Consider the following 25,413-nt stretch of genomic DNA (forward strand, 5'->3'; position numbering starts at 1 on the left):
TAATATAAATGAGGTAAAACAAGCTTTTAAAGAAGTGTATTGTCCTAAAATAAGATTACAGTGATAAGTCTTAAGAACAAAGGCTAAAGATATGCGATAAACAAAGAAAGTAGCTTAATACTTCTTTGAAAATCTACGGACTAACTAATAATTTTAGGACGAACAAAAGAAATAACAAATAAAATCAAAAAAATAATAACGATGAGTTTATATCGATATTTTATCATTTGCTTAATAGTTTTTGCAGTAGTTTCTTGTTATCAAGAGACAGAGATCCCTGTAAAGGCTTCTTTTCAAATGAGTTTTAGAAATGGTGATGAATCAGTACCCGTTTATGTAAAGATGAACAATACCTCTTCAGGGGGAGAGCATTACCAGTGGGAGTTCGAAAGTGGTACGCCCAATACCTCTACTGAAAAATCTCCTGAAGTGCTCTATACACAACACGGCTCATACAAAGTAAAGCTAACAGTTACTAACGAGTATAAAGAATCAGATACTCAAGAGCAAACTATCACAATAAAAGATGCTATCAAAAAAGCAAGCTTTACAAAAGAGATTGTAATGAATAGCTACCCTCCTGTAACGGTGAAGTTTACTAATACTACTCAGGGAGAGAACCTCACTTATAAATGGCTTTTTAAAGGAGGTATCCCTGAAACTTTTGAAGGGAAAACACCTCCTGCTGTGGTTTTTTCTACAGAAGGCAAACACGAAATAACTTTAGAAGTTTCTAATGGGTATGATCGTCAAACTTTTTCAGATTTTGTAGAGGTAAAACCTGCTATTAAACCTGCTTTTTCTTGGAAGATACCTATTGAGGATGAGGATTTACAAGTGCCTGTAAATATCACCTTGCAAAATAAAACTGAAAATGCTATTTCATATCAATGGACATTTCAAGGTGGCACTCCCAATACTTCTACTGAAGTAAATCCTAAAGTAACCTATACTAATGCTGGTACTTATACTATAATACTTGTAGCCTCTAATGGTAAAACAACTCAAACTTTACAAAAACAAATTACAGTATATCCTAATACAGGAATTTATGTGTTAGAAAATGTAAAATTAGGTATTAATTATGCTCATAACAGCGAAAAAGTAGCAGCTTTCTATTCCACAAAATTGAAGAAATCTTTTTTCTCTAAAGATATTACCGCTGAAAATGCTCCTTTGATAGATATAGTTTTTCAAGGAGGTAGCCCTACTTTTACAAGCAATAAATTTGTATCTCCAACTGAGGCACAGAAATATGCTTTCTTTCCTATTACAGGAGCAAAAACTACTGTTTTTGTCAATTCACAAGAAATATGCAATTGCGGGCTCAATTTCACTGAAGAAGAATTCAATGCAATGACAAATGATAGCCCTTTACGTGCACTTTCTATTACACATTCGGCAGCAGGAGCACAAGCATTTACAAATACATTACCTCGAATAGTGTTATTTCAAACCCACGATGGTAGAAAGGGAGCTATCAAAATAAAACAATTTATAAGTAAGGGTGCAGAAAATTCATATATTTTGTGTGATATAAAAGTTCAAAAATAAATAGATAATGAAACTATTATTAAAGTATATGCTTTTGGGAGGACTTTTGTGTATATCTTTTGGTACCAATGCTCAAGATTTAGACATAGAAGCAATGACTAAAGATACAAAGTTTAGAGTCAGCGGGGGAGTCAATGCCGATGCTATGTTTTTCAACTCTTCTGCTGAAAAAAGTACCTTTACTTATATGCTTACAGGAAGTTTGAATTTTAGCTTTCTTACATTTTCAATGCCTGTGAGTTACTCTATTACCAATCAAGGAAATGCTCTGAACTATAAAGTCCCTTTCGACTTTAATAGATTTAGTATTGCTCCTAAGTACAAATGGATAAAATTGTACTTAGGCGACCACACCCTCACTTACTCTCCTTATACGCTCAACGGACACCCTTTTCGTGGAGTAGGGATAGAATTAACACCTAAAGGAGCATTGAAATTTAGCACAATGGGAGGGCGCTTGCTCAAAGCAGTAGAAGAAGATAAAAATATAGGTCAAATGGCTGTTTTTCAAAGATATGGTTCAGCTATGAAAGTTAATTTTGACAAAGAAAAGTACAAGATAGAATTTAGTAGTTTATACGCTTGGGACGTTAAAAATTCATTGGAACATCCTACTGATATTTCTCCCAAGTCTAATTATGCTAATGCGTTAAAATTTGCCACAACTTTTGTGAAAAACTTGAGCTTAGAAGTACAATATGCGCTTTCTATCATTCAGGAAAAGACCCCTCATAAAACTGAGGATAATTCATTAGACTATTTGCTTTCCACCTCCAAAAGTAGGGCTTTTGATGCTCGTTTAAACTATCTGATAGGAAAAGCAAATGTAGGAATTGTATATGAGAATATTGATCCTACTTATCGTACTTTTGGAGCTATGTATTTCAATAATGATTTAGAGAATATTTCTCTTACATTTGCCCGTCCGTTTTTCAAAGATCGTATAAGTATAGCCACTCAATTGGGATACCAACGCGACAATTTAAAAGAACAGAAAAATCAAACCTCTGTGAGACTGGTAGGAAGTGCAAATCTGAATGCAAAGATTTCAGAAAAACTAAATGTATCAGGTTCATACTCCAATTTTACATCCACTACCAACCGCCGTTTAAACGAGTTCGACTATATCAACACCCCGAATATGAATCCTGCCGATACACTTACTTATCGCCAGCTTTCTCAAAACGGAAATGTGAATATGAATTATGTTTTTGGAAAAGATAAAAGTCAGAATGTAAATTTCAACTACTCTATTGCAGGACAAGCAAATGAACAAGGAGGTATTATCGGTAAAGGACAAGCCAGTTTGGTGCAGAATTACAATGCAGCTCATACCATTAGCTTTTCATCTCTGCAAATGAATGTAAATACTTCTGCCAACTATACTCAAAACAAAGTGGGGAGAGAGATAACCGATTTTTATGGCGGGAGTGTTACAATCGCCAAAAAATTCTTTGAAAATAAGCTCAATACAAGTTTAGGAACGCTTTATAATCGAACAAATGACACTTTTGGAAATAGTGTTTTAGGTATCAAGTGCAATGTGTCGTATGTACTACTTGAAAAACACAATTTTTCATTCTATGGAATGCAGATGTTTAGGCACTCACAGCAAAAATCTGCTGAGGATATAACGCTTAATATAAATTATAGCTATAGCTTTTAAAATAGTTTCACCTTAAAAAAACAATATACAATGCGAAATATATTTTTATCCATACCTTTTGTTTTTCTCACTCTTTGGAGTTCTTCTCTCTTAGGGCAAAATACTGATAACAATGAACTTACTCCTGAATATGCTGCACAACAAATGCAGAAAATAGAAAGGAAGGAATTGTGGGTAGATAATTTGTCTTTACAGAATATTACCTCTTTGCCCATTGGTATAAAAACGCGTAAGAGAGGTGAGAATGCTGTGGATAACGCTACTTATTCAATAGGTATTATAAAGGCTACACTGCACTCTGATTATACCGAGTTACAAGTGTTTGCCAAAGTAGATATTCCTCAAAAAGGGGATGATGGTCGCCCTATTTCTTTATTTTTTGGTGCAAACAACATCAAACTCTCTCATAGTGGGGGTATCATAGGAGATGCCAAATTGGCTTTGCTGGGAGATGTAGCCATTCCTATCCATAAAGATGCTTGGCAACTTACCCTCTATGGCGGGTTTAACAAACAAACAGGTCAAACTGAAGATTTGACTTATGCAGTAATTGATTGTGATGGTTTTAAAGAATTTCGCCTTTCAGGAGCTGTTGAGTTCTCAAGAGAGCTTATCCTTCCTATAGAAAATGGAGTTGTAAATGAAGCCCGACAAACAGTACCAATTACATTGTCTAACGGACGTGTTGTTGAAGCTCCCAACAGAGTAAGAGGTGATTTTAGCATCACAGCATCTGCTTGGAATGATTTGATAATGAACGTATCTCTTTCGCCTTTTGTATTAGCTAAAAAACAAAATGGAAGAGACTACGATGGCAATTTTCAGTTTTTAGTCTCAAAAGCTGTACTCGATGTAAGTGATATAAAGAATGACCCTTCTGTTGTTTTCCCAAATATGTACAATACCAAAGGGCTACTCTTTCCTGCGCAAGAGAGTTGGAAAGGAGTGTATGTCGAGAACTTTTCAATAGGTCTCCCCTCTGAGTTTAAAACAAAATCAACCGCTGAAAATGGTAAACGTATAGAGTTTTCTGCCAAAGGACTTCTTATAGATAAGTTTGGCGTTTCGGGGGTCTTTTCTGCAGAAAATATATTTCCTTTGAAAGAAGGAATTACTGATAAGAACAATGCTTGGGCATACTCATTAGAGCATATTGAGGTACAAATAGAAACAGGCGAATTTGTAAAAGCAAATTTTAATGGAAAAATACTACTTCCTATTACCAATGCCTCCAAGAACAAAAATATAGAACAGTTGGGCTTGCAATACGACGGACTGATTTCAGAAGAAAGATACAGCTTGAATGTAACGACCACAGATGAAATACAATTTGACCTTTGGCAAGCAAAAGCCTCTCTTTATAAAAATAGTTCTATAGAACTCAAAGTAGAGAACAATCGTTTTCTTCCTAAAGCTGTTTTACACGGTAATATAAACTTTGCTGCCAACAAAACTGCAGAAAAAGAAACACAGGAAAATCAGGAGGAAGGTAAAACTGTAGATTTTAAAGGGATTACTTTTGAAAATTTGAAATTACAAACAGTTTCTCCTATGATTTCTGTGGGAAATATGAGCTATAAAAATGAGGTTTCTTTTAGCAACTTTCCTGTAAGTATTAAAAGCGTAGAAGTGAGAACTTTAGATAACAGAGCAGATGTGTATTTTGATGTAGCACTGAACCTAATGGATAAAAGTGAACTTTCTGCACGAGCTAATATTGGTATTTTAGGTGAGCTAACTTCAGAAAATCACACTTACAACTATAAATTCAAAGGCTTAGACCTTTCTGCTATAGCTATAAAAGGTTCTTTCTGTGGATTTTCTATGGATGGTCGACTTGATTTACTCGAAAATCACCCTATATATGGCAACGGATTTAATGCCGATTTAAAAGTAGCTATCAAAGGGGCTTGTGAGGTAAAAGCAAAGGCTATTTTTGGAAAAAAAGAATTTAGATATTGGTATTTTGATGCCAGTGCTAAAATCTCAACGGGTTATTTCATTAATGGTTTTGGTGGAGGGGCTTATTATAATATGAAACGAAATGCACTCGCTGACCCTGCTGAATTTTCTCCTTCAGGACTTACTTATGAACCTTACCAAGAAGGAGGGTTGGGACTAAAAGCATTAGTGAGTTTTGCTATAGGTTCAGACAAGGCTTTCAGCGGAGAAGCTGCTTTTGAAATGTTATTCAATAAAAATGGAGGGTTAGATTTTGCAGCCATCTATGGAAAAGGAAATGTCTTAGCTGATATACCTGGAATAGAAAATATACAGAATTTAGTTTCAAAAGTATCAGGAAGTTTAGAAAACAAAGCCTCTTTCTTAGGTTTAGAAACTAATAATGATAAACGTACAGGTTTTGAAAAACGTTTCTTACCTCTTGCTGAAAAAGCAATACCTACTACTCCTGATAATAAGGCTACTATCCAATTCAAGACAGCTATTCAGTTTGATATAGTCAATCAGACTACGCACGGTACTCTTGATGTCTATATCAATGCAGGGTTCATCTCAGGGGTAGGTGAAGGAGGTAGAGCAGGTTGGGCTGTTTTTCATAAAGACCCTAACGATTGGTATCTACACATTGGTACACCTGATGACAGAGTTGGTATAAAAATGGGAGTAGCAGGTGTTTCTCTTAAAACAACTTCTTATCTTATGGCTGGTACAAAATTACCTGCTTCTCCACCGCCTCCTCCCAATGTAGCGAGCATTTTAGGAGTAGAAGCACAAGAACTCAATTATATGCGGGATGAAAACGCTTTAGCTAATGCAGGAGGTTTTGCCTTTGGTTCTGATTTAAGTATAGATACCGGTGATTTATCATTCCTAATTTTCTATGCTAATTTCAAAGCAGGTGTTGGATTTGATATAATGCTTAAGAATTACGGAGAAGCATCGTGTAGAAATACAGGCAAACAAGTAGGTATAGACGGTTGGTATGCTAACGGACAATCTTATGCTTTCTTACAAGGTGAATTAGGAGTACGTGTAAAGTTGCTTTTTATAAATATGAGAATTCCTATTATATCATCAAGCGTAGCTGTATTAATGCAAGCTAAATTACCTAATCCTGTATGGTTACGAGGTTATGTAGGAGGTGAAATGAATGTCTTAGGCGGACTTATCAAAGGAAAGTTCAATTTCAAAGTAACTATTGGTGAACAATGTGACTTTGGATCTGCAGGAGGTGCTTTTGAAGGAATGAAACTCATTGCTGATGTATCTCCTAAAAACAATAGCAATGATGTAGATGTATTTGCTGTACCTCAAGCCACTTTTTCAATGAAAGTAAACGAACCTTTTGAAATTCCTGAAGATAATGGAAAAAGTACTTATAGAGTAGTTCTTGAAAAATTTAATGTCCTTGATGATAAAAATCAACAAGTTAAAGGTAGATTAGAATGGTCTCAGTTGAAAGATAGAGCTAACTTCATCCCTGAAGATATTTTAGCTCCTCAAAAGAAATTTAAAGTACAAGTAGAGGTTAGTTTCCAAAAGCAGGAGGGAGGTATATTTAGACCTATTACCCAAAACGGAAAAGTAGCTAAAGAGTTTGAAGAACGTACATTTACAACAGGCACAGCTCCTAATTATATCCCATTACAAAATATAGAATACGCTTATCCCGTAGTATCACAAAAATTTTTCTTAAAAGACGAGTTTGAACAAGGGTATGTAAAACTCATACAAGGACAAGACTATCTATTTGAAGGTAATCAATGGGAGAATGGAGTAAAAATTATAGATAATCAAACCCATAAAGCACAAGAGGTAGCATTTATCTATAACAAAGATGCTAATGAGATTACTTTTGCTATGCCTAAACTACAGACAAAGTCAGTTTATAAAGTTAGCTTTTTTAGTAAGCCTGTAAAAACTAATACAAAAAATGAAAAGAGAAAAGTTACTGAAAATGTAAAGAGAACTCAAGAAGAGGGTAATGATTATGAGGTCTTACAAAAACAAGCACAGTCGTTAAGTAAAGACGGTGAGATAGAGCGATTAGCGTATGATTTTAGTACCAGCAAGTATAAAACGTTTAATGAGAAGATAAAAGCTATCAAAGTGTCTCATTACAATTTCATAATTCATTATTCTGATGTAATCTCTCTCGCTAATAACCTTCAAAAATCAGAACCTTTTGAAGCAGTAGACCTTGTAGGTAATGAGTATTCTAAGAAAAAACCTCTAATTGCAGTGGAGGCTACTCTACAAGATGCTTATTTTAAGCAATACATAAATCCTACTTTCTATAGCCAATTGCCTATTGCGGGAAAATATCAATTGAGGAGAGATACAACAGAATGGGGGCAAATACCCTCAAAAGCAATTTCTATTGATAATAAGTATTTAACCAATGTACAAAACGAAATTTTCTCGCAAGGAGTAGACAATTACTTTCCATATCAATATGATTTAGCATTAGCTTATAAGACGGATTTTGTAGATATTATCAGCCAAATTTCTAATGATGTAAGTAAAGAGATAGTTCCATTTTCGAGCCCTGCACGCCAATTTTTAAAGAATACTTTCACGCCTATGAGAAAAGGTGATTATTATATCAAACTTACCTATACCTTACCTGGGGATAAAAAATCATCAGAGGCTTTACAGATGTTCAAAAACCCTATTGATGATTAAAAAGTGTATTGCAATGAGATTCTAAGAGAATTACTCAGAGGATTAACAGTTTGAGCGGTAGAAAAGAGGTAAGAAAAATCAAGTTGCCAATGTGGCACACTAAAACCTGTACCAATAGTGAGGTATTTTTTATCTCCCTTGTTTTTGTGTTGATAGAAATAACCTGTGCGCAAGCTCCATTGTTGTAAGTAAGTGTACTCAAAGCCTAATGCCCAAGTGATTTCTCGTATCTCCTCTAAAAAACCATTAGGGGCATCAGTAAACGAAGTGAAAATACCCTCTAAAAAATCAGTCTTTTTGTGTTTTTGTGTATCAGAAGGAACTAATAATTTGTTGAGCTCTACAAGTAGAGAAATATCATTTTCGCTATCTACTGATAGGGTATAACTCCCACTGAGTTTAAGATTAGTGGGCAGGAAAAACGATTGACCTAAGTCCTCGTATTTGATTTTGCTTCCTATATTGGAAATTTGTAAACCTAATGAATAGCTTCCAAAATGATTACCTACAAGGTGTTTTTCAGAAGTATAGTAGCCTGAGATATCAAAAGCTATCCCTTGGGCAGTAGCTTTTTCTTCTGTAGGTAATCGCAAATTAGAATGCAGATAACGAGCCGTAATTCCCATTGAATAATATTCACTTAATTTCAGATTATATGACAAGTCTAACAGCCATTCTGACGGTAAAAAACTGCCTAATCGGTATATCTCACTCCCGAAAAGTTGAGTCTGTTGGACTTCTCCTATGCTAAAATACCGAAGACTGCTCCCCCAAGCACTTCTGCTTCCTTTTCTGTAATAACTGATGTTTGCTAAGAAAATATCACGAGATAGTTTGTTTAAGTAAGGAGTATAACTCATTCCTATTCCTGATTTTTGCAAAGAGAAAACATATTTTGATGAATTCCAATATTGTGAAAAAATATCAGGAGAGGAAGCGCCCCCTATATCTCCTCTGCCTGAGGCTATAGCATCAGGACTTATAAGTAAGAAAGGAAATGCAGTGGTAATTGGATATTCTCTCTCTTGCGAAAAGATATACGAACAACTTAATAACAGAATTAGAGCGTAAAATTTCATAGCATATATTCAAAATATTTTTTCAAAGATACAATATTATTTTAAAATACCGATTTTTTTAGAGAGAAAAATATTTTTCTTTAAAATATTTTTATCAAATCACTCACATAATCCACTATAAAAAGACATACAAGAACAGTTGTAAACCTCATCATACTCAATAAGATTTTCCAGAGGCTTTAGTAAGGTGGTTCACTACATTTGCTACACTTACACTTACATAGGTTTTTCCGTTTTTATCAACAAGAGAGCTGTACCATTTTAGAATTGCTCTACATTGAGTTAATTTCCTTTTTTAAATCCCTAAACTTTGAAGTAGCCATACTCACAACACAGCGCTCTGAGAGAATGCCTCCGTGTCTATTCTTGGATATAATGATTTCTACCTCGTTTTTGGTACTTTCGTTGTTGTATTCCTTATCCCAATGGTCAATACCGTAATATTCAGGGCGATAGAGGAATACCACTTCATCGGCATCTTGTTCAATAGCGCCAGAGTCTCTTAGGTCAGAAAGAAAAGGACGCTTGTCTGTGCGCTGTTCTACATTTCGTGACAGTTGAGAAAGAGCAATCACAGGGATATCGAGCTCTTTTGCAAGCCCTTTTAAGCTTCGAGAGATAAAAGAAATCTCCTGCTCTCTATTACCAGCTTTGGGATAGGTAATAAGCTGTAGATAATCAACAAACAATATATTGATATGATAGCGAAGAGCCATTGACTTTGCCTTCATTTTAAGATTTTCAATTGAAATAGACGAAGTGTCGTCTATATGTATTTTCATTTGGGTAAGATTGTCTTTCAGAGAGATATAGCGATACACTTCCTCGTCTTTAAGTCCTTTACGAAGAATAGATGAATTGGGTATATCGGTGTAATTGGTAATAATTTTAGAGGCAATCTGTTCTGCCGACATTTCCAACGAAAATACCCCTACCGAATATCCTTGAGCTACCATATCCACAATTTGTTGTACTAAAAAAGTAGTTTTCCCCATACCAGGGCGACCTGCAACAATGGTAAGATTAGATTTCTGCCAACCTCCAAATACTTTATTGATAATAGTTAGAGAACTTTGTAATCCTGTGAGCTTTCCTTGATGAATACTCTCGAAATTCTTTTGCACTGCCTCTACTAATTCAGGAAACTCACGCGTTTGACGGTTATTTTCAATAAACTTATCAATAAAAAGGTTGTTGAAGTATTCAAAGGCTTTATCGCGTATGTCGAATATGTCATTCTCTTTCTTTTGAGCCATACTGAGAAGTACAGAGAATTTATTGACAAAGTCACGTTTTACAGAGGCTTGTACCAAAAGCATTATATGATACTCTATATTAGCAGATGAAATAGCAAAATTAGCCAAATCAATACAGTAAGCTGTGTATGAATTTAGCTTCTTCCTCTCAAATTCTTTTCCTAATAGTATCAAATCTACAGTGCCGTATTGTTTCCAAACTCGCACAATAGTTTCGTAGATAGATTGATGTTGTGGTGCAGAAAAAAGATAAACACTCAGCATATTATAGTATTGCGTAATGAGTTGAGACTCACTCACAAGATTGCCAAGTACGTATTTTTCTATATCTATATCGATGTTTTCATTCATTGTAAGTAGATTTAGGTCTGTTTATTTTTGGAACATTAAAGATGTTTTTATTGTTTGACCTCAGATAAGGCATAGTGTTTTTAAGAGTTTGCTTCCAATTTACAATAGGTTTGTTATAACCACTTACCCAGCCATCATCTTTCCAAGTTTCGTATTTTATTTTTAAGTGTACATCTAACCCTTCTTCATAAATATCTAAAGTTTTAGCATAGGATATAAATTCTTCAAGGGAAGGAATATTAGAAGGTGTTTTAAGAACTTGCCTTTCTTTAGCCTTAGGAATCAAAGAAGGAAAAGCAACAGGTGTAATAGGAGGTGTCATTTGCACTGACTGTGGAATAGCTTCTTGAACTGGAGACATAACTGAAATAACTTGTGCTATAGGTTTCTTAGATACAGTTTTTTCTTTTTCTACAACTGAAATTACTTCTTTACCTTTACGAATAACATAATCAGGAATGATTTTGTATAATGTGGGAAAACCTTTGGTTATTTGATAGTTGATAAGTCCTAAATCTCTTAGTATTTTTCTGTTACTTATAATGGTATTTCGATTAATTTTGAGTTTACTTGAAATATCATAATCAGATATTTCAAAATCCTCTCTATTATTTTTATCCCAAGATTCTAATAAGAAGAAATACGTACAAGTAATAGTAGAGCTTTGAGGGAATTCCTCATTCATACTCCAATACTTTTTTATTAGTTCAAGATATTCCATCGCTATTCCTTATTCTTATTCAGGAGTCCTAAGGCTTTTTCTATATCAATGATAATTATTTTCCCATTTTGAAATATAGCCTCATTTATCACTCCAGAGTTTTTAATTTTACTAGCTTTTGCACGTGAGCAACCTAATATTTTAGCTAATCCTTTTATTCCATATTCGTATTTTTTCTTTGAAAGGAGAGTTAAGAATTGACTCTGAAATTCTTCCATAAGTTCAGATTTTAATTCCTGTAAGGTAAGTTTAAATAAAGGTGTATTGGGGTCTAAATTATTCATAACGTTTTTGAAATAGAGTTATAGCCTTTTCAGCATCAACTATTATTTTGCGTCCATTCTGAATAATAGCTTTATCTAATATTCCAGAATTTTTAATATTTTGAGCGTGTGATTTAGAACATCCTAATATGGACGCAAGACCTTTCAAACCATACACATATTTCTTTTCTAAAGACAAATCCTTAGAAAAAGAACTTTCTTCAAAAGTTTCAGTTTTTTCTGTATCAGATGATAAAAAAGCTAATATGTTTACTATTTTTGATTGTATTTCAATAAGTTGTTCTCTTACTGATACTTCTGTGTTATGCGTTATTTTCATAAAGACATTATTTTTTGTTAAACACATATTCAGCTAATATTTGACAGTTTTCCCTGTCAAGATGCCGAATAAAATCAATCCATCCTAATTCATTATTTTTGTATTGATTACAGGCTCTCTGTGCTCTATCAATAAGATGAGCGACCATTGTGTTAGAAATTTTACCTGAGTAAATCTCCCCAACGACATCTATATTCTTGTTGTACAAGAACATTATGACCTTTAAGAGTAGTTTTGCTTCTAAATTCATTGTACAATTGATTTTTGGATAATTGTTGTTTTTAATCTAACCTCAATTGCTTAGCTTTTTGTCTACAGGTGTAGCTTTTTCAGAGTTTAAATCGTGAAAAATTTGCTCTTCACTGAATCCTTGTTCTTTGTAAAATAGAACCGCTTCCCAAAGAGTTAAATTTCGACTATTTCTTCTTGCTAAGCCTAATACTGACTGCTGTTGATTGCCTAATCTTTTAGCTAATTCAATGCTAAAATTGTTGTCGTTTAAAATTTTTTCGATGATAATTTTACTTACTTTCATTTTTATTTATATATTTGCCGATTATTTAGTGATTGCATTTTAAATCTAAATAGAATTGTATTTCGGCTGCAAATATATAGATTAAAAACTAAATGCAAAAGAAATATTAGTAAAAAAACTAAAAATATTTTCGTTATGGTTGAGAGAATTTTGCAATTTATTGATTACAAAGGAATTAGCAAACTTTCTTTTTATAGGGAAGTTGGACTTTCTAACGGGTTTTTAGATAAAAACAAAAGCGTAGGGACTGATAATTTAGTTAAAATATTAAAGTCTTATCCTGAAATAGAGCCATTATGGTTGTTATTAGGGGAGGGGGAAATGCTAAAAAAAGGTACTGTAGTCATTGACAATTCTAATGTTAAATCAAAAAATGGTTTTGTCGGTAATAATATCACTGGTGGGAATGTAACAATTTCTATTTCAAATGAAGATGTTTCCAAAATAATAGAACAACATAAAGAACTCACTGAACGACTTAAAACAAGTCAAGAACAAATGAGTATGTTGTTGGAAATTTTAAAAAACACTCAAAAATGAAACTCCAAAATGTAACACTTCTGTTTTTTAGTATTTTTACTAAATGCTGTAGCTTATTCTCAAGTTAGCACAGAAAAAGCACAAGAAGATTTGGCTAACATTATTTTTAAAGGAAGTAGAGAAAAGCGAAACTAACTTCATTTGAAAAAGAAGATGGAATTAAGAAGGTGAAAAACGACATTTCCTATTATTCGATGAAATTTATAGGAGAAGTACAATTTTTAAAGAATGGACAAATTCAACTTATGCCTTTTCTAAATAGTGCTAAAAATAGTTTTTTAGATGTAATGGATAATAATGGAGATTTTTATCCTAACGGAGGACTTTTTAGACTTGTTAATAAAGATGAGACCTTAAATATAGAAGGTAGCATACAATACATAAAAACAGAAAGTAGCTGGAAAGCTAAAACAATTTTGATAACTATAAACGAAAATCAAAAATGAACTTAAAATATCATTGTCAATTCCTATTAGATAAGGAAAAAGATAAACCTGATGCTCGTACCCGCTATCGTATAAAGTGGGAAGGTAATATTGTTGCTTTTAATTTGGGCTATCGTATAGAAGTAGACAAGTGGAGCAACGAAACTCAACGTTGTAAAACTAACACTACACACGGTAAGAAGAAAATTCCTGCCAGTGTTATCAATAGAAAACTACAACTTTTTGAACAAGCCTGCGAGGATACAATCAAATACTTTGAGGTACAGAAAGTGATACCAAATAAAGAGCAGTTTCAATCTGTTTTTAATTCTAACATTGGTAGAGAGAAGAAAGTAGTATTAGAGAAATCTTTTTTTCAATATTATGATGATTTTATGGCTGAAGAAGGAGCTTTTAACCAGTGGACAGAGGCTACTAAAACAAAGTTAAAAGTAATAAGAAACCATCTCTTCAATTTTGATTCTGAACTTACTTTTGAAAAACTTACCGAACAAAAGTTTATAGAGTACCTTAACTATTTGCAACGAGAACTGAAATTGAAGAACTCAACTATTTTAAAACATATTTCTTTTGTGAAATGGTTTTTACGTTGGAGCTGTAGGAAAGGATATAATACAAACACTTTCTTTGAGGTTTTTAAACCTAAGCTGAAAGATACTCAAAAAAAAATTATTTTTCTAACTCCTACCGAGTTTAAACAATTTAGGGAATATCAAATACCAGAGCAGAAAAAATATCTTGAAAGAGTACGTGATGTATTTTTGTTTCAATGTTTTACTGGTCTTCGCTATTCAGATGTAGAGAACTTAAAGAAAAGTGATATACGAGATAATTTTATAGAGGTAACCACTGTAAAGACGAGTGACAGCTTAAAAATAGAACTAAATCAACATAGCAGGGGTATTTTAGAAAAATACAAGGACTATAAAGATACTAAAGGAAGAGCTTTGCCTGTCATTACAAATCAAAAAATGAATGAGTACTTAAAAGAATTAGCCGAGTTAGCAGGAATTGATGAGCCTATCCGAGAAACTTATTATATAGGTAACGAACGCTTTGATGAAGTAACACCTAAATATGCTTTAATTGGAACACACGCAGGAAGGCGTACATTTATTTGTAATGCTCTTTCTTTAGGTATACCTCCACAGGTAGTTATGAAATGGACTGGACACAGCGATTACAAGGCTATGAAACCTTACATTGATATAGCAGACGAAACAAAAGCTAATGCTATGAATAAATTTAATCTTTTATAGGTATAGATTTTGTCCCTACTATTAAAATCAGGGACTAATAAAGCTTGTATTTATTAGTCTTTATTAGTATGTATTAGAACTAAGAACAAAAATAAAACATTGATAATCATTAAAATAATATCTTATTAGTTTATAATGGTATTTCATTTGAGAACCTCTCTCTCCGCCAAAGTCAGAATGTTGATAAAATTATTTTTAAGGCTAAAATAGAACGTTTGTTTCTGTTTTAGCCTTTTCTCATATAAGAAAAAATAGGCTTTTACCTTGGTAAAACTTGGGTTAGATATAAGAAATAGCTTTTTGTGCTTCACTTATAATCAGTACTTCCGATAGGGGATAGATATTTTTTCGGTCTAAAAACTTTTGTAATCATCAATTTTGTAGTATCTTTGTAAAAAATTATATAGAACATTAAAAAATAATGAATGCAGAAACACTTGCTGTAGATGAAATAGGAACCACTACCACTACTACCTTAAAGAGCAATAAACCAGAGTGGATACGGGTAAAATTACCCACTGGTAAAAAGTATACTGAACTGAGGAGTGTGGTGGACAGATATAACCTTCACACAATTTGTACTTCGGGTAGTTGCCCCAATATGGGAGAATGTTGGGGAGAAGGCACTGCTACTTTTATGATATTGGGGAATATCTGTACGCGCTCGTGTGGCTTTTGTGGCGTAAAAACAGGGCGACCTGAAAGTTTGGATTGGGAAGAACCTGAAAAGGTGGCACGTTCTATCAAACTGATGAACATTAGGCACGCAGTACTGACCTCGGTAGACCGAGATGATTTAAAGGATATGGGAAGCATTATATGGGCTGAGACGGTGAGAGCCGTGCGCCGAATGAACCCTAATACTACAATGGAGACCTTGATTCCTGATTTTCAGGGAGTAGAACGCAACTTAAACCGTATACTGAAAGCTGCACCTGAAATCATTTCGCACAATATGGAGACGGTACGCCGATTGACTCGTGAAGTGCGTATACAAGCTAAATACGACCGAAGTTTGGGCGTGTTGCGTTACTTAAAGGAAAACGGTGCAAACCGTACTAAATCGGGGATTATGTTAGGACTTGGAGAAACTGAGGAAGAGGTGATAGAAACCTTGCACGACCTTAAAGAGTCAAAAGTGGATATTGTAACTATCGGTCAGTATTTGCAACCTTCCAAACAGCACCTTCCTGTAAAGAATTTTGTTACTCCTGAGCAGTTTGCCAAGTACAAAGAAATAGGCTTATCATTAGGTTTTCGTCACGTAGAAAGTGGAGCGTTAGTACGTTCATCTTACCGCGCTCATAAGCATTTGTTATAAACCGTGTGGATTGTAATTCGTGAAAATATAAAAATAGCTCTTGACAGTATCAGAGGGCAACTATTGCGCACAATTCTCACCGTGCTCATCATCGCTATTGGCATTACGGCATTGGTAGGAATCCTGAGTGTGATTACTGCTTTGCGCAATACGCTTGAAGGCAATTTCTCGAGTATGGGAGCTAATACTTTTTCGATTACAAGGTATCAATACAGTCAGCGAGCTGAGGGGAGTGGTACCACCCAAAAGCCACACCCTTTAATTACTTATCAAGAAGCAGTAGCTTTTAAACAACAGTTAGATAATCCGTTTGCAAAAACGAGTATTTCTATGAATGTTGCTTCCTCAGCTGAGGTGAAGTACGAGAACAAAAAAACTGACCCATTAGCCGTAGTGATAGGCGTAGATGAATACTACATTGGCAATTCGGGGTTAGAAGTGGAAGAGGGACGCAATTTTAGCGATTTTGATATACAGAACAATAGCTATGTGTGCGTGATAGGTCCGGATTTTAAGAAAACACTACTCAAAGATGTAAATCCATTAGGAAAGAGTATTTCGGTACGTGGTTATAAGTTCAAAGTCATAGGTATACTTAAAGAACAAAGTTCCTCCTTTGGCAATTACGAAAACTTTCAAGTGTTGATTCCTTTAGGAATTGCACGCAGTATTTTCCCCATAGATAATCCTAATTTTCAACTCAAAATAAGCGCTCAGAGCAAAGACCAGTTGGACGGACTTATAGATGATGCTACCATAGTGATGCGTAACCTGAGAGGCTTAGCACCTTTACAAGAAAATAATTTTGGGATAGAACGCAGTGACGACTTATTGCAACGCATAGGTAGTATTACGGGTACCCTTTCTGTTGCTGGTTTTGTGATTGGGCTTATTACCATCTTGGGGTCTTCAATCGCCCTATTGAACATTATGCTCGTTTCGGTAACCGAGCGCACTAAGGAGATAGGCATTCGCAAAGCGTTGGGAGCTAAACGCAAATCTATTACCTTACAGTTCTTTACCGAGACCCTAATAATAGCTCAATTGGGAGCACTTACGGGTATTGTATTAGGTATCAGTTTGGGATATTTGATATCTAAAGCCGTTAAGTTTGATTTTACCATTCCGTGGGGTGTTATTATTATTGCTATATGTATAGCTCTTGTAGTAGCGGTAATATCAGGATTGTATCCGGCAGTAAAAGCCTCAAAATTAGATCCTGTAGAAGCGTTGAGATATGAATAACTATGCAGTCTTTATTATTCAATAACTTACATATAGAAAACGAACCTGTGAATGTCCCGTTGCCTGATGGGATTACTCTTACAATAAAGCGAGAGGACAAAAACCACCCTTTTGTATCAGGGAATAAGCTCAGAAAGCTCAAGTACAACATAGCACAAGCCCAACAGGAAGGCAAGGATACGATTCTCACTTTTGGAGGAGCTTATTCTAATCATATTGCTGCGACAGCAGCTATGGGACAAATAGTAGGTTTGAAAACCATAGGTGTGATTCGTGGCGATGAGTTAGGTTCTAAAATAGATGTTAATCCTACGTTAAAGTTTGCTAAATCTTGTGGTATGGATTTTTATTTTGTTACAAGAGAGGCTTACCGACGAAAACACACGCCAGAGTTCCTGGAAAATCTTAGGAAACGCTATGGACAAAACATCTATATAGCCCCTGAAGGAGGTACTAACGAGCTGGCAGTGAAGGGGTGTGAAGAAATCCTTACTCCTGAGGACAATGCTTTTGATGTGATATGCAGTGCCGTAGGAACAGGAGGGACGATTTCAGGGCTTATCAATGCAAGTGCTAATCATCAGAAAGTCATTGGTTTTCCAGCTTTGAGAGGAGCGTTTTTAAGTGAGGTAATCAAACAATATACAACCAAAAACAATTGGGAATTAGTGCACGATTATCACTTTGGTGGTTATGCTAAAGTAACTGATGAATTAGTAGATTTTTTAAATGATTTTAACAGTCAGACGAAAATTTTATTAGACCCGATATATGTAGGTAAGATGATTTTTGCTATCTTTGCCCTCACAAAGCAGGGATATTTTGCACCTAATACCCGTATATTAGCCATTCATACTGGTGGTTTGCAAGGGATTAAAGGTTTTAACAACGAACGAATTAAAAAACATAAAAGTATATTGAATTATGATGAAAAGATTTAGTTTGCTATTGCTAATTCTCTTTATAATATCATCGTGCTCTGATCAGCCTTACAGGAAAGGGAGAAATTCTCATTCGGTAATCTATCGAGGACAAAAGCCGACTCCGAGAGTGGAGATGAAAAAGCCTACCCATTCGGAGATAGACCAAAGAAATAAGGCTTTAGCTGATTCAAAACACAATCGTAGAGATGTCTCAGAAGACAGCTTTCACGAGATAACTCCTGCGGTACAAGTTACGACAGCCGTTACCCAAAAGTATATTCAGGATTATAAGGATATTGCAATGGTAGAGATGCAACGTTACAATATTCCTGCGAGTATTACTTTGGCACAAGGCATTTTAGAAAGTGGATCGGGACAAGGACGCTTGGCACGTTATGGCAATAACCACTTTGGAATTAAATGTCACGCTGCTTGGGACGGCAAGACTATTACCCACGACGACGATGAGAAGAGCGAATGTTTTCGCAAATATAGATATGCATACGAATCGTTTGAAGACCATTCACAATTTCTTGTAAATCGCAATCGTTATAAAGTACTGTTTGACCTTAGTCCTACAGATTATGAAGGTTGGGCACACGGGCTCAGAAAAGCAGGCTATGCTACTGACCCTACTTATGCAAAGAAATTGATAGCTCTTATCAAAAAGTTTGAATTACATCAGTATGACAATCAAGTAATAGCAGCTAAGGGAGGAGATATAACTTCTTCTAATACCCAAGTAGCAACTGTTTCAACTCCTAAAAAAGAAGTATCTAAACCAGCTACAGCTATTAAATCGGTGTCTAAACCCACTGTAACAAAAACAATCGTTAAACCTACTAATACTATTGATACCACGACTATTGAAAAAGAGGCTATTGCTGAAGTCTATTATCAAGTACAAACAGGTGATACTCTTTATAAAATAGCACGGGAGCAACAAGTACCTGTACAACAATTGATGAAGCTTAATAATTTTGATGATGTGACTAGTAGTAACCTAAAAGTAGGACAACAAATTCGTGTGAACTAATGACTTTTAGTGAGCTAAGAGAGTATATACATCATAAGTTAGAAATACTTTATCCTAAGAATGAAATAAATGCATTTTACTTTATTCTTTTGGAGCATTATGGAAAGTACAGTAAAGCTACAATATTAGCAAATTCTGATACTTTACTTACTGAAGATATAGCACAACCTATTTTGCAAGCGATTAGAGAATTACAAACAGCGAAACCCATACAGTATATTTTGGGTGAAACTGAGTTCTTCTCTAATCGTTTTTTCGTAAATGAAAATGTATTGATACCTCGACCAGAAACAGAAGAGCTAGTGGATTGGGTACTTCAAGAATATCCTGACAAAAGCGAGAAAATCAAAATATTAGATGTAGGGACAGGCAGTGGCTGTATTGCTATTTCACTTGCTAAAGCTCTTCCTAATGCCGTAGTAACAGCTATAGATGTCTCGGAAGGAGCTTTGAAAGTAGCTAAGCGTAATGCTGAATTAAACAGTGTAGTTACTCATTTTTTACAACAAGATATCTTGCGAATAGAAACTCTTCCTAATAAATATGATATTATTATCTCTAATCCGCCCTACGTACGTGAGTTAGAAAAAAAAGAGATACGCCATAATGTTTTAGAATATGAGCCTCATTTAGCACTCTTTGTTCCTAATAATAATCCGTTATTATTTTACGATAAAATAGCTACTCTTGCCCAGCGGAGTTTAAACCCTAATGGGAGTCTTTTCTTTGAAATTAATCAGTATTTAGGGCAAGAAATGCAAACATTATTAGAACAGAAGTATTTTACTGAGATAACTTTACGTCAAGACCTTTTTGGGAATGATCGTATGATAAAAGCTAAATAGCTATAAAAGTAATATAGAAGAAAAGGCTATCTAAATAATAATCATTAGAAAGCCTTTATTTATTTTCTAAAGCTGATACATAAAAGAAATGTTGTAATAAGCTATAGTTTCTCTTTAACTAAAATATTAGATTTGAATAACTTTCGGGAGTTGTTTATGAAGATACTCATACTATCCTTAACGCTCTCAGTAAGGTCTTTGTAGTGAGTAGTTTTGTATTCTTTGCAAGGTAATATTTCAAAAAGATATTTCTTATTAGTTTTTGGAGTCCGATTTACCCAAACTAAATAATATCCTTTATCAAGGATACGAGTGCCATAAGCATCTTTGAAGAGGGTCAGCTCTACCATCGCACCTCCGTCTGTTGAGCTTTTGCGTTGGTTAGATACAAAATTACCCAGTGAATAAACTACCATCTGTTCCTTATGAAGTCCCGTTTGCGGATAGTAATACATAGGTTGTAAGACGTGTGGGTGACTTCCTATAATAATGTCTACTCCGTTGTCAAAAAGAAATTGTGCTACTTCTTCCTGTTTTTTGTTTTGCTTTTGCTGGTATTCTATCCCCCAGTGTATCACTACTATCAGTTTATCGAGATTTACTTTTTTAGCTTTCTCAATATCCTGCTTCATTAGGTTGAGATTTATTTTATTTACGATGGTAGGTTCAGGAACGGGTAAACCATTAGTACCATAAGTATAGTTGAGTATTCCCACTGAAATCCCATTTTTGGAAAGCACCAATAAATTATGTTTCTCAAAGTCTGCTTTGTTGCGAAAGGTTCCTGTATGAGCTATTTTCAGAGAGTCGAGTACGTCTAAAGTACGAATAATTCCCTTTTTGCCTCTATCGCAAGTGTGATTATTGGCAGTTACCAATACATCTATTCCGCTATCTCTACAAGCAACTGCTAAAGCATCGGGCGACGAAAACTGAGGGTAACCTGTATAAGGTTCTCCTGCCAAAGTTACTTCCAAATTAGCAATAGCAAAATCTACTTGCGCAAACTTATGCTTGATTTTGTCAAATACAGGCATATAATTGTATTGCTTCGTTTCAATATCGTAAGCTCCTTCTATTTGTGGCACGTGCCCCATTATATCCCCCATAAAAAGCAATGACATTCGATTACCTGTTTCTTGGGCAAAAGTAATCGAGAAGAAGAGAAAAGTCAGAAATACACGTATCATTTATTTGAAACCTATTTTAGTTTGCTTGTCTTGTTCTTTGAGTTCCTTTATGTCTATATTGGTCAGTTCTGCTAATGAGTAAGGCTTATCTACTCTAAAATCTCTATCGGTAGATTGCAAATACTTATTGCACTTCTCAACAGTTAGCTCTTTAAACTTATACTCGGCTATCAATCTGCCTTTGCGCAATAATGCCGAGTCTATCTTAGAAATATCGGAGTTAAACGTGCATATCAGCTGGCATTCTAATACATCAGAAAGCATACCGTCAGCTATATTGAGGATAGACGATACTACATCGGTATTACTGTTGAAGGAGGTGCGTTCAGCTATATAGTTCTCACAATCTTCGAGTACCAATACAGAGTTCTTATTGCCTATGAGCAGACTAATAAAAGCAGGGTCGGTGAGCGACCCTATCATTGTAGTAGGTACAAAGATAAATTTTTTATTCGGAATTTGACTCGTAAGCCATTTGATGTAGTTTGTCTTCCCCGAACCAGCAATCCCGTGAAATAGTACCACGCCCTTGTTATCATTCGTTAGCGCATTTTTCACTCGAGTATGTACTTCGAAGAAATCATTGTTGTACATCGTTTCAAAATCTATACGGTAAGGCTTGATGCTATGGGTTTTGATTTCTAATCCTATTTGCGTTTTTAGTAGTATAGAAACCTTAGATTCTTTAGAGATATACTTTTCTATATATTCTGAAAACAAGGTGTTGAGGTGTTCCTTAGCCTTTGGATTGTCGTTTTGGTAGTATACTGAATTTACTTTGTACAATCCGTCTTCAAAAATCTGGTTATCGTACTCGTTGGAGAGATTTTTGTCTATTACCAAAAAGATTTCGAGCTCTGGGTGAAAATAGCACTCTTCCGATTCGTATAGCTCATTTTGTTTGGAGGCGTATTCTATGGTGTAATAGTCAGTACATTTCACAAAGTGTTTCAGTTTGTCTCGTTGGATAACCAAATCCTCTCCTCCTATATAAATTCTTGCCATCAAGTCGTCTAACAAACAACGGTACGGGTTGCTGAAAGTCAGAAGTTTGTATTTATCGTACACCTCTACGTGGTTATCGGAGTCTATCTGCAAGAGGTTTACAGGGTGATAATATTTAGATTCTTTTATTTTCATCGATACCATTTATAAGCTAATAACGTATTTTTCAAGAGCATTGCTATGGTCATAGGACCTACGCCCCCTGGTACAGGAGTAATGTAACTCGCTTTTTCTTTTACTTCATCGAAAGCTACATCGCCTACAATGCGATAACCTTTATGGGTGCTATCGTCTTTTAGGCGTGTAATTCCTACGTCTATTACGGTTACGCCTTCTTTTACCATATCGCCTTTTAGAAATTCTGGAATACCTAATGCCATTACCACAATATCTGCCTGACGCGTAAGCTCAGCGAGGTTAGGGGTATGACTGTGAGTAAGTGTGACGGTAGCGTTGCCTTGTGTTCCTTTTTGGCTGAGCAATATGCTGATGGGGCGACCTACGATGTGTGAGCGTCCTACTACTACCACGTGTTTGCCTTTGGTAGGCACTTCGTAGCGTTTCAGCAACTCCATAATACCGAAAGGTGTAGCAGGAATAAAAGCCTCCATATCCAGTGCCATTCTACCGAAGTTAGCAGGGTGAAAGCCGTCTACATCTTTTGTAGGGTCTATGGCTAAAAGTATTTTCTGCTCGTCGATGTGTTTAGGTAGTGGTAATTGTACTATATAGCCGTCAATTTCAGAATTAGCGTTTAACTTTTCAATTTCTCGCAGTAACGCCTCTTCACTGATGTTAGCAGGAAGTTTTACTAAAGTAGACTCAAAGCCTACTTGTTCGCAAGCTTTCACCTTACTCCCCACGTAGGTAAGACTTGCCCCATCGTCGCCTACCAATACGGCAGCCAAATGTGGTACTTTCTTTCCCTCAGCTTTTAGTTGCTTTACTTCCTCAGCAATTTCTTGTTTGAGGGCTTCTGAAGTCTTTTTTCCGTCTAAGATAGTCATTACTGATTGTGTTTTTAGTGGTTAAAGGGCTTCTTCATCGGTGATGTCAAGCTCTATTTGGTTCAAAAGTTGTTTTACTTGGGCTAATGATTCGAACGAGTCACTAAAAGTAACCGCAGTTTTTGTTCTGTCAATTTCTTTTATCAATGCTTTTATCAATTCAACAGGCACGAGTTCTTCTCCTCCTGATAAATCAGCGTTGAACCCAATACCCACTGCCATTGTTTCTACTTGCATTCCAAAGCATATCTCAATAAACTCTTCTAAGGTAGCCGATTTTACAATTCCTTTAGCCCATTCGTCGGCTTTACAAGCTACTGCTTTCTTTTCGTCTTCCCAAAAGAGGGCTACAGGAATAGCTTCTTTGGTTTCCTCAATGTAGAAGGCTTGCGAACCACACATAGCAAACGATTCGTCTACTTCTAGGTAAAACACTTCTTTGTTCTTTACTACAGTTTCAATGAATTCTTGTAACATATTTGTATTTTTTGCCTTTTACCTTTTATCTAACCTCTCATTCCCTGCATCATCTGCATCATCTTTCTGCCACCGCCACCTTGCATCATTTTCATCATCTTGCTCATTTGCTCGAACTGTTTCATTAGTTGGTTTACCTCTTGAATATCGCGACCGCTACCCTTGGCAATTCGTTTTTTGCGGTTTAAATCTATGATAGCAGGCGTATTGCGCTCTTTTGGAGTCATCGAATGGATAATTGCTTCGATATGCTTGAAAGCGTCGTCTTTGATATCGAGGTCTTTCACTGCTTTCCCTACGCCGGGGAGCATACCAAGGAGGTCTTTCATACTACCCATACGCTTAATTTGCTGTATTTGTTCAAGAAAGTCGTCAAACCCAAATTGGTTTTTTGCAATTTTCTTTTGCAATTTACGCGCTTGTTCTTCGTCAAACTGCTCTTGAGCGCGTTCTACTAATGATACCACGTCGCCCATACCCAGGATACGGTCAGCCATACGGTCAGGATAGAACACATCAATAGCGTCCATTTTCTCGCCGGTACCTACGAATTTGATAGGTTTATTCACTACCGATTTAATAGTGATAGCCGCCCCACCACGGGTGTCTCCATCGAGTTTGGTAAGGATAACCCCATCGAAGTTCAGCACATCGTTGAAAGCTTTAGCCGTGTTTACAGCATCTTGCCCCGTCATCGCATCTACTACAAAAAGGGTTTCTTGTGGGTTCAGTGCTTTGTGGATATTCGATATTTCGGTCATCATTTGCTCGTCTACTGCCAACCGACCTGCGGTATCCACAATCACCACGTTCAAGTGGTTTTCTTTGGCGTATTGTACCCCTTTTTTGGCAATATCCACAGGGTTATTGTTCCCTTTATCCGAAAAAACAGGTACCCCCACCTGTTCTCCTACAATATGTAATTGGTCTATCGCAGCAGGACGATACACGTCGCACGCTACGAGCAATGGTTTTTTATTTCTTTTATTTTTGAGGTAGTTAGCCAATTTCCCTGAGAAAGTAGTCTTACCAGAACCTTGTAAGCCCGACATCAATATAACAGTAGGATTCCCCGATAGGTTCACTCCAGCAGCATCACCTCCCATCAGCTGGGTGAGCTCATCTTTTACAATCTTCACCATTAACTGCCCTGGTTGTAGGGTAGTGAGCACTTGTTGTCCTAAGGCTTTTTCTTTTACGTTATTGGTAAAATCTTTGGCTATCTTATAATTCACGTCGGCATCAAGCAAAGCGCGACGCACTTCTTTCAGTGTTTCAGCTACGTTTATTTCGGTAATCTTACCGTGTCCCTTTAAGTTATGTAGGGCTTTCTCTAATTTATCACTTAAATTATCAAACATTTTTGTCTATTTTAAAAAGTTGTGCAAAGGTACTGAAAAAAAGTGGAAACTAAAAACTAAACAGCTAAAAAAGTGTATTGATACGGTTAATAAGCTGTTTTTCTATAATATAACTCCTTATTTTATAGAAGTTTAAAAGGCTGTTCTATAATAATCGTACAAGATTCCGTATAAGATTCCTATAAGCTAAGCATATTTTGCCTCCGAGTTTTTTAGAGTTCCTCCATATTTCTTCAATATCTCACCTTACCTTTTCTTTCGCCTCGTAACCTCATTTTTAACATTTTTTGCGTTGGTGTATCATATTATTAATCAATCACTTATATACCCTTTCTATACCAATCGT

23 protein-coding genes are annotated in these 25,413 nt (G+C 35.5%); 11 read left to right on the forward strand and 12 right to left on the reverse strand.

Going from position 1 to position 25,413, the window contains the following annotated elements; translation table 11 throughout:
* Positions 1–201 precede the first annotated feature (201 nt).
* From HMPREF9078_RS06425 to HMPREF9078_RS06435, 3 genes are read left to right on the forward strand one after another with little or no spacing between them, the layout of a single operon-like run.
* Positions 202–1,554, forward strand: a complete 1,353-nt coding sequence (locus HMPREF9078_RS06425) for a PKD domain-containing protein (RefSeq protein WP_009419884.1) — start codon at positions 202–204, stop codon at positions 1,552–1,554.
* Positions 1,555–1,561: 7 nt separating this feature from the next.
* Positions 1,562–3,220 carry a hypothetical protein gene (locus tag HMPREF9078_RS06430; protein WP_009419885.1) on the forward strand — a complete coding sequence of 553 codons (1,659 nt, stop codon included), beginning with the start codon at positions 1,562–1,564 and terminating at the stop codon, positions 3,218–3,220.
* 30 nt (positions 3,221–3,250) lie between these two features.
* The gene (locus tag HMPREF9078_RS06435; protein WP_009419886.1) at positions 3,251–7,867 is read left to right on the forward strand and encodes a hypothetical protein; all 4,617 of its coding nucleotides are present in this window, start codon (positions 3,251–3,253) and stop codon (positions 7,865–7,867) included.
* Here HMPREF9078_RS06435 and porV read toward each other — a convergent pair.
* From porV to HMPREF9078_RS06470, 7 genes are all read right to left on the reverse strand, one after another.
* A complete protein-coding gene (gene porV, locus HMPREF9078_RS06440; RefSeq protein WP_009419887.1) occupies positions 7,864–8,946 on the reverse strand; it encodes a type IX secretion system outer membrane channel protein PorV in 1,083 nt (360 codons plus the stop codon). The two genes, HMPREF9078_RS06435 and porV, sit on opposite strands and share 4 nt — an antisense overlap.
* Before the next feature lie 272 nt (positions 8,947–9,218).
* Entirely contained in the window at positions 9,219–10,553 is a 1,335-nt protein-coding gene (locus HMPREF9078_RS06445; protein WP_009419888.1) for a replicative DNA helicase, read from the reverse strand.
* A complete protein-coding gene (locus HMPREF9078_RS06450; protein WP_009419889.1) occupies positions 10,546–11,274 on the reverse strand; it encodes a hypothetical protein in 729 nt (242 codons plus the stop codon). The genes HMPREF9078_RS06445 and HMPREF9078_RS06450 overlap by 8 nt, the downstream gene beginning before the upstream one ends.
* Before the next feature lie 2 nt (positions 11,275–11,276).
* Positions 11,277–11,558, reverse strand: a complete 282-nt coding sequence (locus HMPREF9078_RS06455; RefSeq protein WP_009419890.1) for a DUF3853 family protein — start codon at positions 11,556–11,558, stop codon at positions 11,277–11,279.
* Positions 11,551–11,877: a DUF3853 family protein gene (locus HMPREF9078_RS06460; protein ID WP_034543128.1), complete on the reverse strand. Its 327-nt coding sequence runs from the start codon at positions 11,875–11,877 to the stop codon at positions 11,551–11,553. The genes HMPREF9078_RS06455 and HMPREF9078_RS06460 overlap by 8 nt, the downstream gene beginning before the upstream one ends.
* Positions 11,878–11,884: 7 nt before the next feature.
* Positions 11,885–12,127 carry a hypothetical protein gene (locus tag HMPREF9078_RS06465; protein WP_009419892.1) on the reverse strand — a complete coding sequence of 81 codons (243 nt, stop codon included), beginning with the start codon at positions 12,125–12,127 and terminating at the stop codon, positions 11,885–11,887.
* A 42-nt stretch (positions 12,128–12,169) separates the two neighbouring features.
* Entirely contained in the window at positions 12,170–12,412 is a 243-nt protein-coding gene (locus HMPREF9078_RS06470) for a hypothetical protein (protein ID WP_009419893.1), read from the reverse strand.
* A 135-nt stretch (positions 12,413–12,547) separates the two neighbouring features.
* On the opposite strand from HMPREF9078_RS06470, the gene HMPREF9078_RS06475 reads away from it, so the two are divergent.
* From HMPREF9078_RS06475 to prmC, 8 genes are all read left to right on the forward strand, one after another.
* Entirely contained in the window at positions 12,548–12,952 is a 405-nt protein-coding gene (locus tag HMPREF9078_RS06475) for a hypothetical protein (RefSeq protein WP_009419894.1), read from the forward strand.
* A 194-nt stretch (positions 12,953–13,146) separates the two neighbouring features.
* Complete coding sequence (locus tag HMPREF9078_RS12150) at positions 13,147–13,398, forward strand: hypothetical protein (RefSeq protein WP_009419895.1); 252 nt, start codon at positions 13,147–13,149, stop codon at positions 13,396–13,398.
* Positions 13,395–14,657: a site-specific integrase gene (locus tag HMPREF9078_RS06485; protein WP_009419896.1), complete on the forward strand. Its 1,263-nt coding sequence runs from the start codon at positions 13,395–13,397 to the stop codon at positions 14,655–14,657. The genes HMPREF9078_RS12150 and HMPREF9078_RS06485 overlap by 4 nt, the downstream gene beginning before the upstream one ends.
* 421 nt (positions 14,658–15,078) lie before the next feature.
* A complete protein-coding gene (lipA, locus tag HMPREF9078_RS06490) occupies positions 15,079–15,978 on the forward strand; it encodes a lipoyl synthase (RefSeq protein ID WP_009418403.1) in 900 nt (299 codons plus the stop codon).
* A 3-nt stretch (positions 15,979–15,981) separates the two neighbouring features.
* A complete protein-coding gene (locus tag HMPREF9078_RS06495; protein WP_009419898.1) occupies positions 15,982–17,223 on the forward strand; it encodes an ABC transporter permease in 1,242 nt (413 codons plus the stop codon).
* Between the two features lie 2 nt (positions 17,224–17,225).
* Entirely contained in the window at positions 17,226–18,164 is a 939-nt protein-coding gene (locus tag HMPREF9078_RS06500; RefSeq protein WP_009419899.1) for a 1-aminocyclopropane-1-carboxylate deaminase/D-cysteine desulfhydrase, read from the forward strand.
* Positions 18,148–19,182, forward strand: a complete 1,035-nt coding sequence (locus tag HMPREF9078_RS06505; protein ID WP_009419900.1) for a glucosaminidase domain-containing protein — start codon at positions 18,148–18,150, stop codon at positions 19,180–19,182. Before HMPREF9078_RS06500 ends, HMPREF9078_RS06505 begins: the two co-directional genes overlap by 17 nt.
* Entirely contained in the window at positions 19,182–20,027 is an 846-nt protein-coding gene (prmC, locus tag HMPREF9078_RS06510; RefSeq protein ID WP_009419901.1) for a peptide chain release factor N(5)-glutamine methyltransferase, read from the forward strand. Before HMPREF9078_RS06505 ends, prmC begins: the two co-directional genes overlap by 1 nt.
* A gap of 101 nt (positions 20,028–20,128) precedes the next feature.
* Here the strand turns inward: prmC and HMPREF9078_RS06515 are convergent, their stop codons facing one another.
* Genes HMPREF9078_RS06515 through ffh form a run of 5 tightly spaced genes read right to left on the reverse strand, consistent with a single transcriptional unit; the run spans position 20,129 to position 25,067 of the window.
* Positions 20,129–21,217: a CapA family protein gene (locus HMPREF9078_RS06515; RefSeq protein ID WP_009419902.1), complete on the reverse strand. Its 1,089-nt coding sequence runs from the start codon at positions 21,215–21,217 to the stop codon at positions 20,129–20,131.
* On the reverse strand, positions 21,218–22,357 hold the full coding sequence (locus tag HMPREF9078_RS06520) for an AAA family ATPase (RefSeq protein ID WP_009419903.1): 1,140 nt from the start codon (positions 22,355–22,357) through the stop codon (positions 21,218–21,220).
* Complete coding sequence (gene folD, locus HMPREF9078_RS06525; protein WP_009419904.1) at positions 22,354–23,229, reverse strand: bifunctional methylenetetrahydrofolate dehydrogenase/methenyltetrahydrofolate cyclohydrolase FolD; 876 nt, start codon at positions 23,227–23,229, stop codon at positions 22,354–22,356. Before folD ends, HMPREF9078_RS06520 begins: the two co-directional genes overlap by 4 nt.
* A 21-nt stretch (positions 23,230–23,250) precedes the next feature.
* Positions 23,251–23,706: a DUF2750 domain-containing protein gene (locus HMPREF9078_RS06530; RefSeq protein WP_009419905.1), complete on the reverse strand. Its 456-nt coding sequence runs from the start codon at positions 23,704–23,706 to the stop codon at positions 23,251–23,253.
* A gap of 29 nt (positions 23,707–23,735) precedes the next feature.
* A complete protein-coding gene (gene ffh / locus HMPREF9078_RS06535; RefSeq protein ID WP_009411396.1) occupies positions 23,736–25,067 on the reverse strand; it encodes a signal recognition particle protein in 1,332 nt (443 codons plus the stop codon).
* Between the last annotated feature and the right edge of the window lie 346 nt (positions 25,068–25,413).

It is taken from the genome of Capnocytophaga sp. oral taxon 380 str. F0488 (assembly GCF_000318255.2).
GTDB lineage: Bacteria > Bacteroidota > Bacteroidia > Flavobacteriales > Flavobacteriaceae > Capnocytophaga > Capnocytophaga ochracea.

Bases quoted from the DNA above. Each gene is read 5' to 3' on its own strand.
- HMPREF9078_RS06450 (WP_009419889.1), bottom strand. From the start codon at position 11,274: ATGGAATATCTTGAACTAATAAAAAAGTATTGGAGTATGAATGAGGAA.
- porV (WP_009419887.1), bottom strand. From the start codon at position 8,946: ATGAAATTTTACGCTCTAATTCTGTTATTAAGTTGTTCGTATATCTTT.
- HMPREF9078_RS06445 (WP_009419888.1), bottom strand. From the start codon at position 10,553: ATGAATGAAAACATCGATATAGATATAGAAAAATACGTACTTGGCAAT.
- HMPREF9078_RS06460 (WP_034543128.1), bottom strand. From the start codon at position 11,877: ATGAAAATAACGCATAACACAGAAGTATCAGTAAGAGAACAACTTATT.
- HMPREF9078_RS06470 (WP_009419893.1), bottom strand. From the start codon at position 12,412: ATGAAAGTAAGTAAAATTATCATCGAAAAAATTTTAAACGACAACAAT.
- HMPREF9078_RS06465 (WP_009419892.1), bottom strand. From the start codon at position 12,127: ATGAATTTAGAAGCAAAACTACTCTTAAAGGTCATAATGTTCTTGTAC.
- HMPREF9078_RS06520 (WP_009419903.1), bottom strand. From the start codon at position 22,357: ATGAAAATAAAAGAATCTAAATATTATCACCCTGTAAACCTCTTGCAG.
- HMPREF9078_RS06475 (WP_009419894.1), top strand. From the start codon at position 12,548: ATGGTTGAGAGAATTTTGCAATTTATTGATTACAAAGGAATTAGCAAA.
- HMPREF9078_RS06505 (WP_009419900.1), top strand. From the start codon at position 18,148: ATGATGAAAAGATTTAGTTTGCTATTGCTAATTCTCTTTATAATATCA.
- HMPREF9078_RS06425 (WP_009419884.1), top strand. From the start codon at position 202: ATGAGTTTATATCGATATTTTATCATTTGCTTAATAGTTTTTGCAGTA.
- HMPREF9078_RS06430 (WP_009419885.1), top strand. From the start codon at position 1,562: ATGAAACTATTATTAAAGTATATGCTTTTGGGAGGACTTTTGTGTATA.
- HMPREF9078_RS12150 (WP_009419895.1), top strand. From the start codon at position 13,147: ATGAAATTTATAGGAGAAGTACAATTTTTAAAGAATGGACAAATTCAA.
- ffh (WP_009411396.1), bottom strand. From the start codon at position 25,067: ATGTTTGATAATTTAAGTGATAAATTAGAGAAAGCCCTACATAACTTA.
- HMPREF9078_RS06515 (WP_009419902.1), bottom strand. From the start codon at position 21,217: ATGATACGTGTATTTCTGACTTTTCTCTTCTTCTCGATTACTTTTGCC.
- HMPREF9078_RS06435 (WP_009419886.1), top strand. From the start codon at position 3,251: ATGCGAAATATATTTTTATCCATACCTTTTGTTTTTCTCACTCTTTGG.
- lipA (WP_009418403.1), top strand. From the start codon at position 15,079: ATGAATGCAGAAACACTTGCTGTAGATGAAATAGGAACCACTACCACT.
- HMPREF9078_RS06485 (WP_009419896.1), top strand. From the start codon at position 13,395: ATGAACTTAAAATATCATTGTCAATTCCTATTAGATAAGGAAAAAGAT.
- prmC (WP_009419901.1), top strand. From the start codon at position 19,182: ATGACTTTTAGTGAGCTAAGAGAGTATATACATCATAAGTTAGAAATA.
- HMPREF9078_RS06500 (WP_009419899.1), top strand. From the start codon at position 17,226: ATGCAGTCTTTATTATTCAATAACTTACATATAGAAAACGAACCTGTG.
- HMPREF9078_RS06455 (WP_009419890.1), bottom strand. From the start codon at position 11,558: ATGAATAATTTAGACCCCAATACACCTTTATTTAAACTTACCTTACAG.
- folD (WP_009419904.1), bottom strand. From the start codon at position 23,229: ATGACTATCTTAGACGGAAAAAAGACTTCAGAAGCCCTCAAACAAGAA.
- HMPREF9078_RS06530 (WP_009419905.1), bottom strand. From the start codon at position 23,706: ATGTTACAAGAATTCATTGAAACTGTAGTAAAGAACAAAGAAGTGTTT.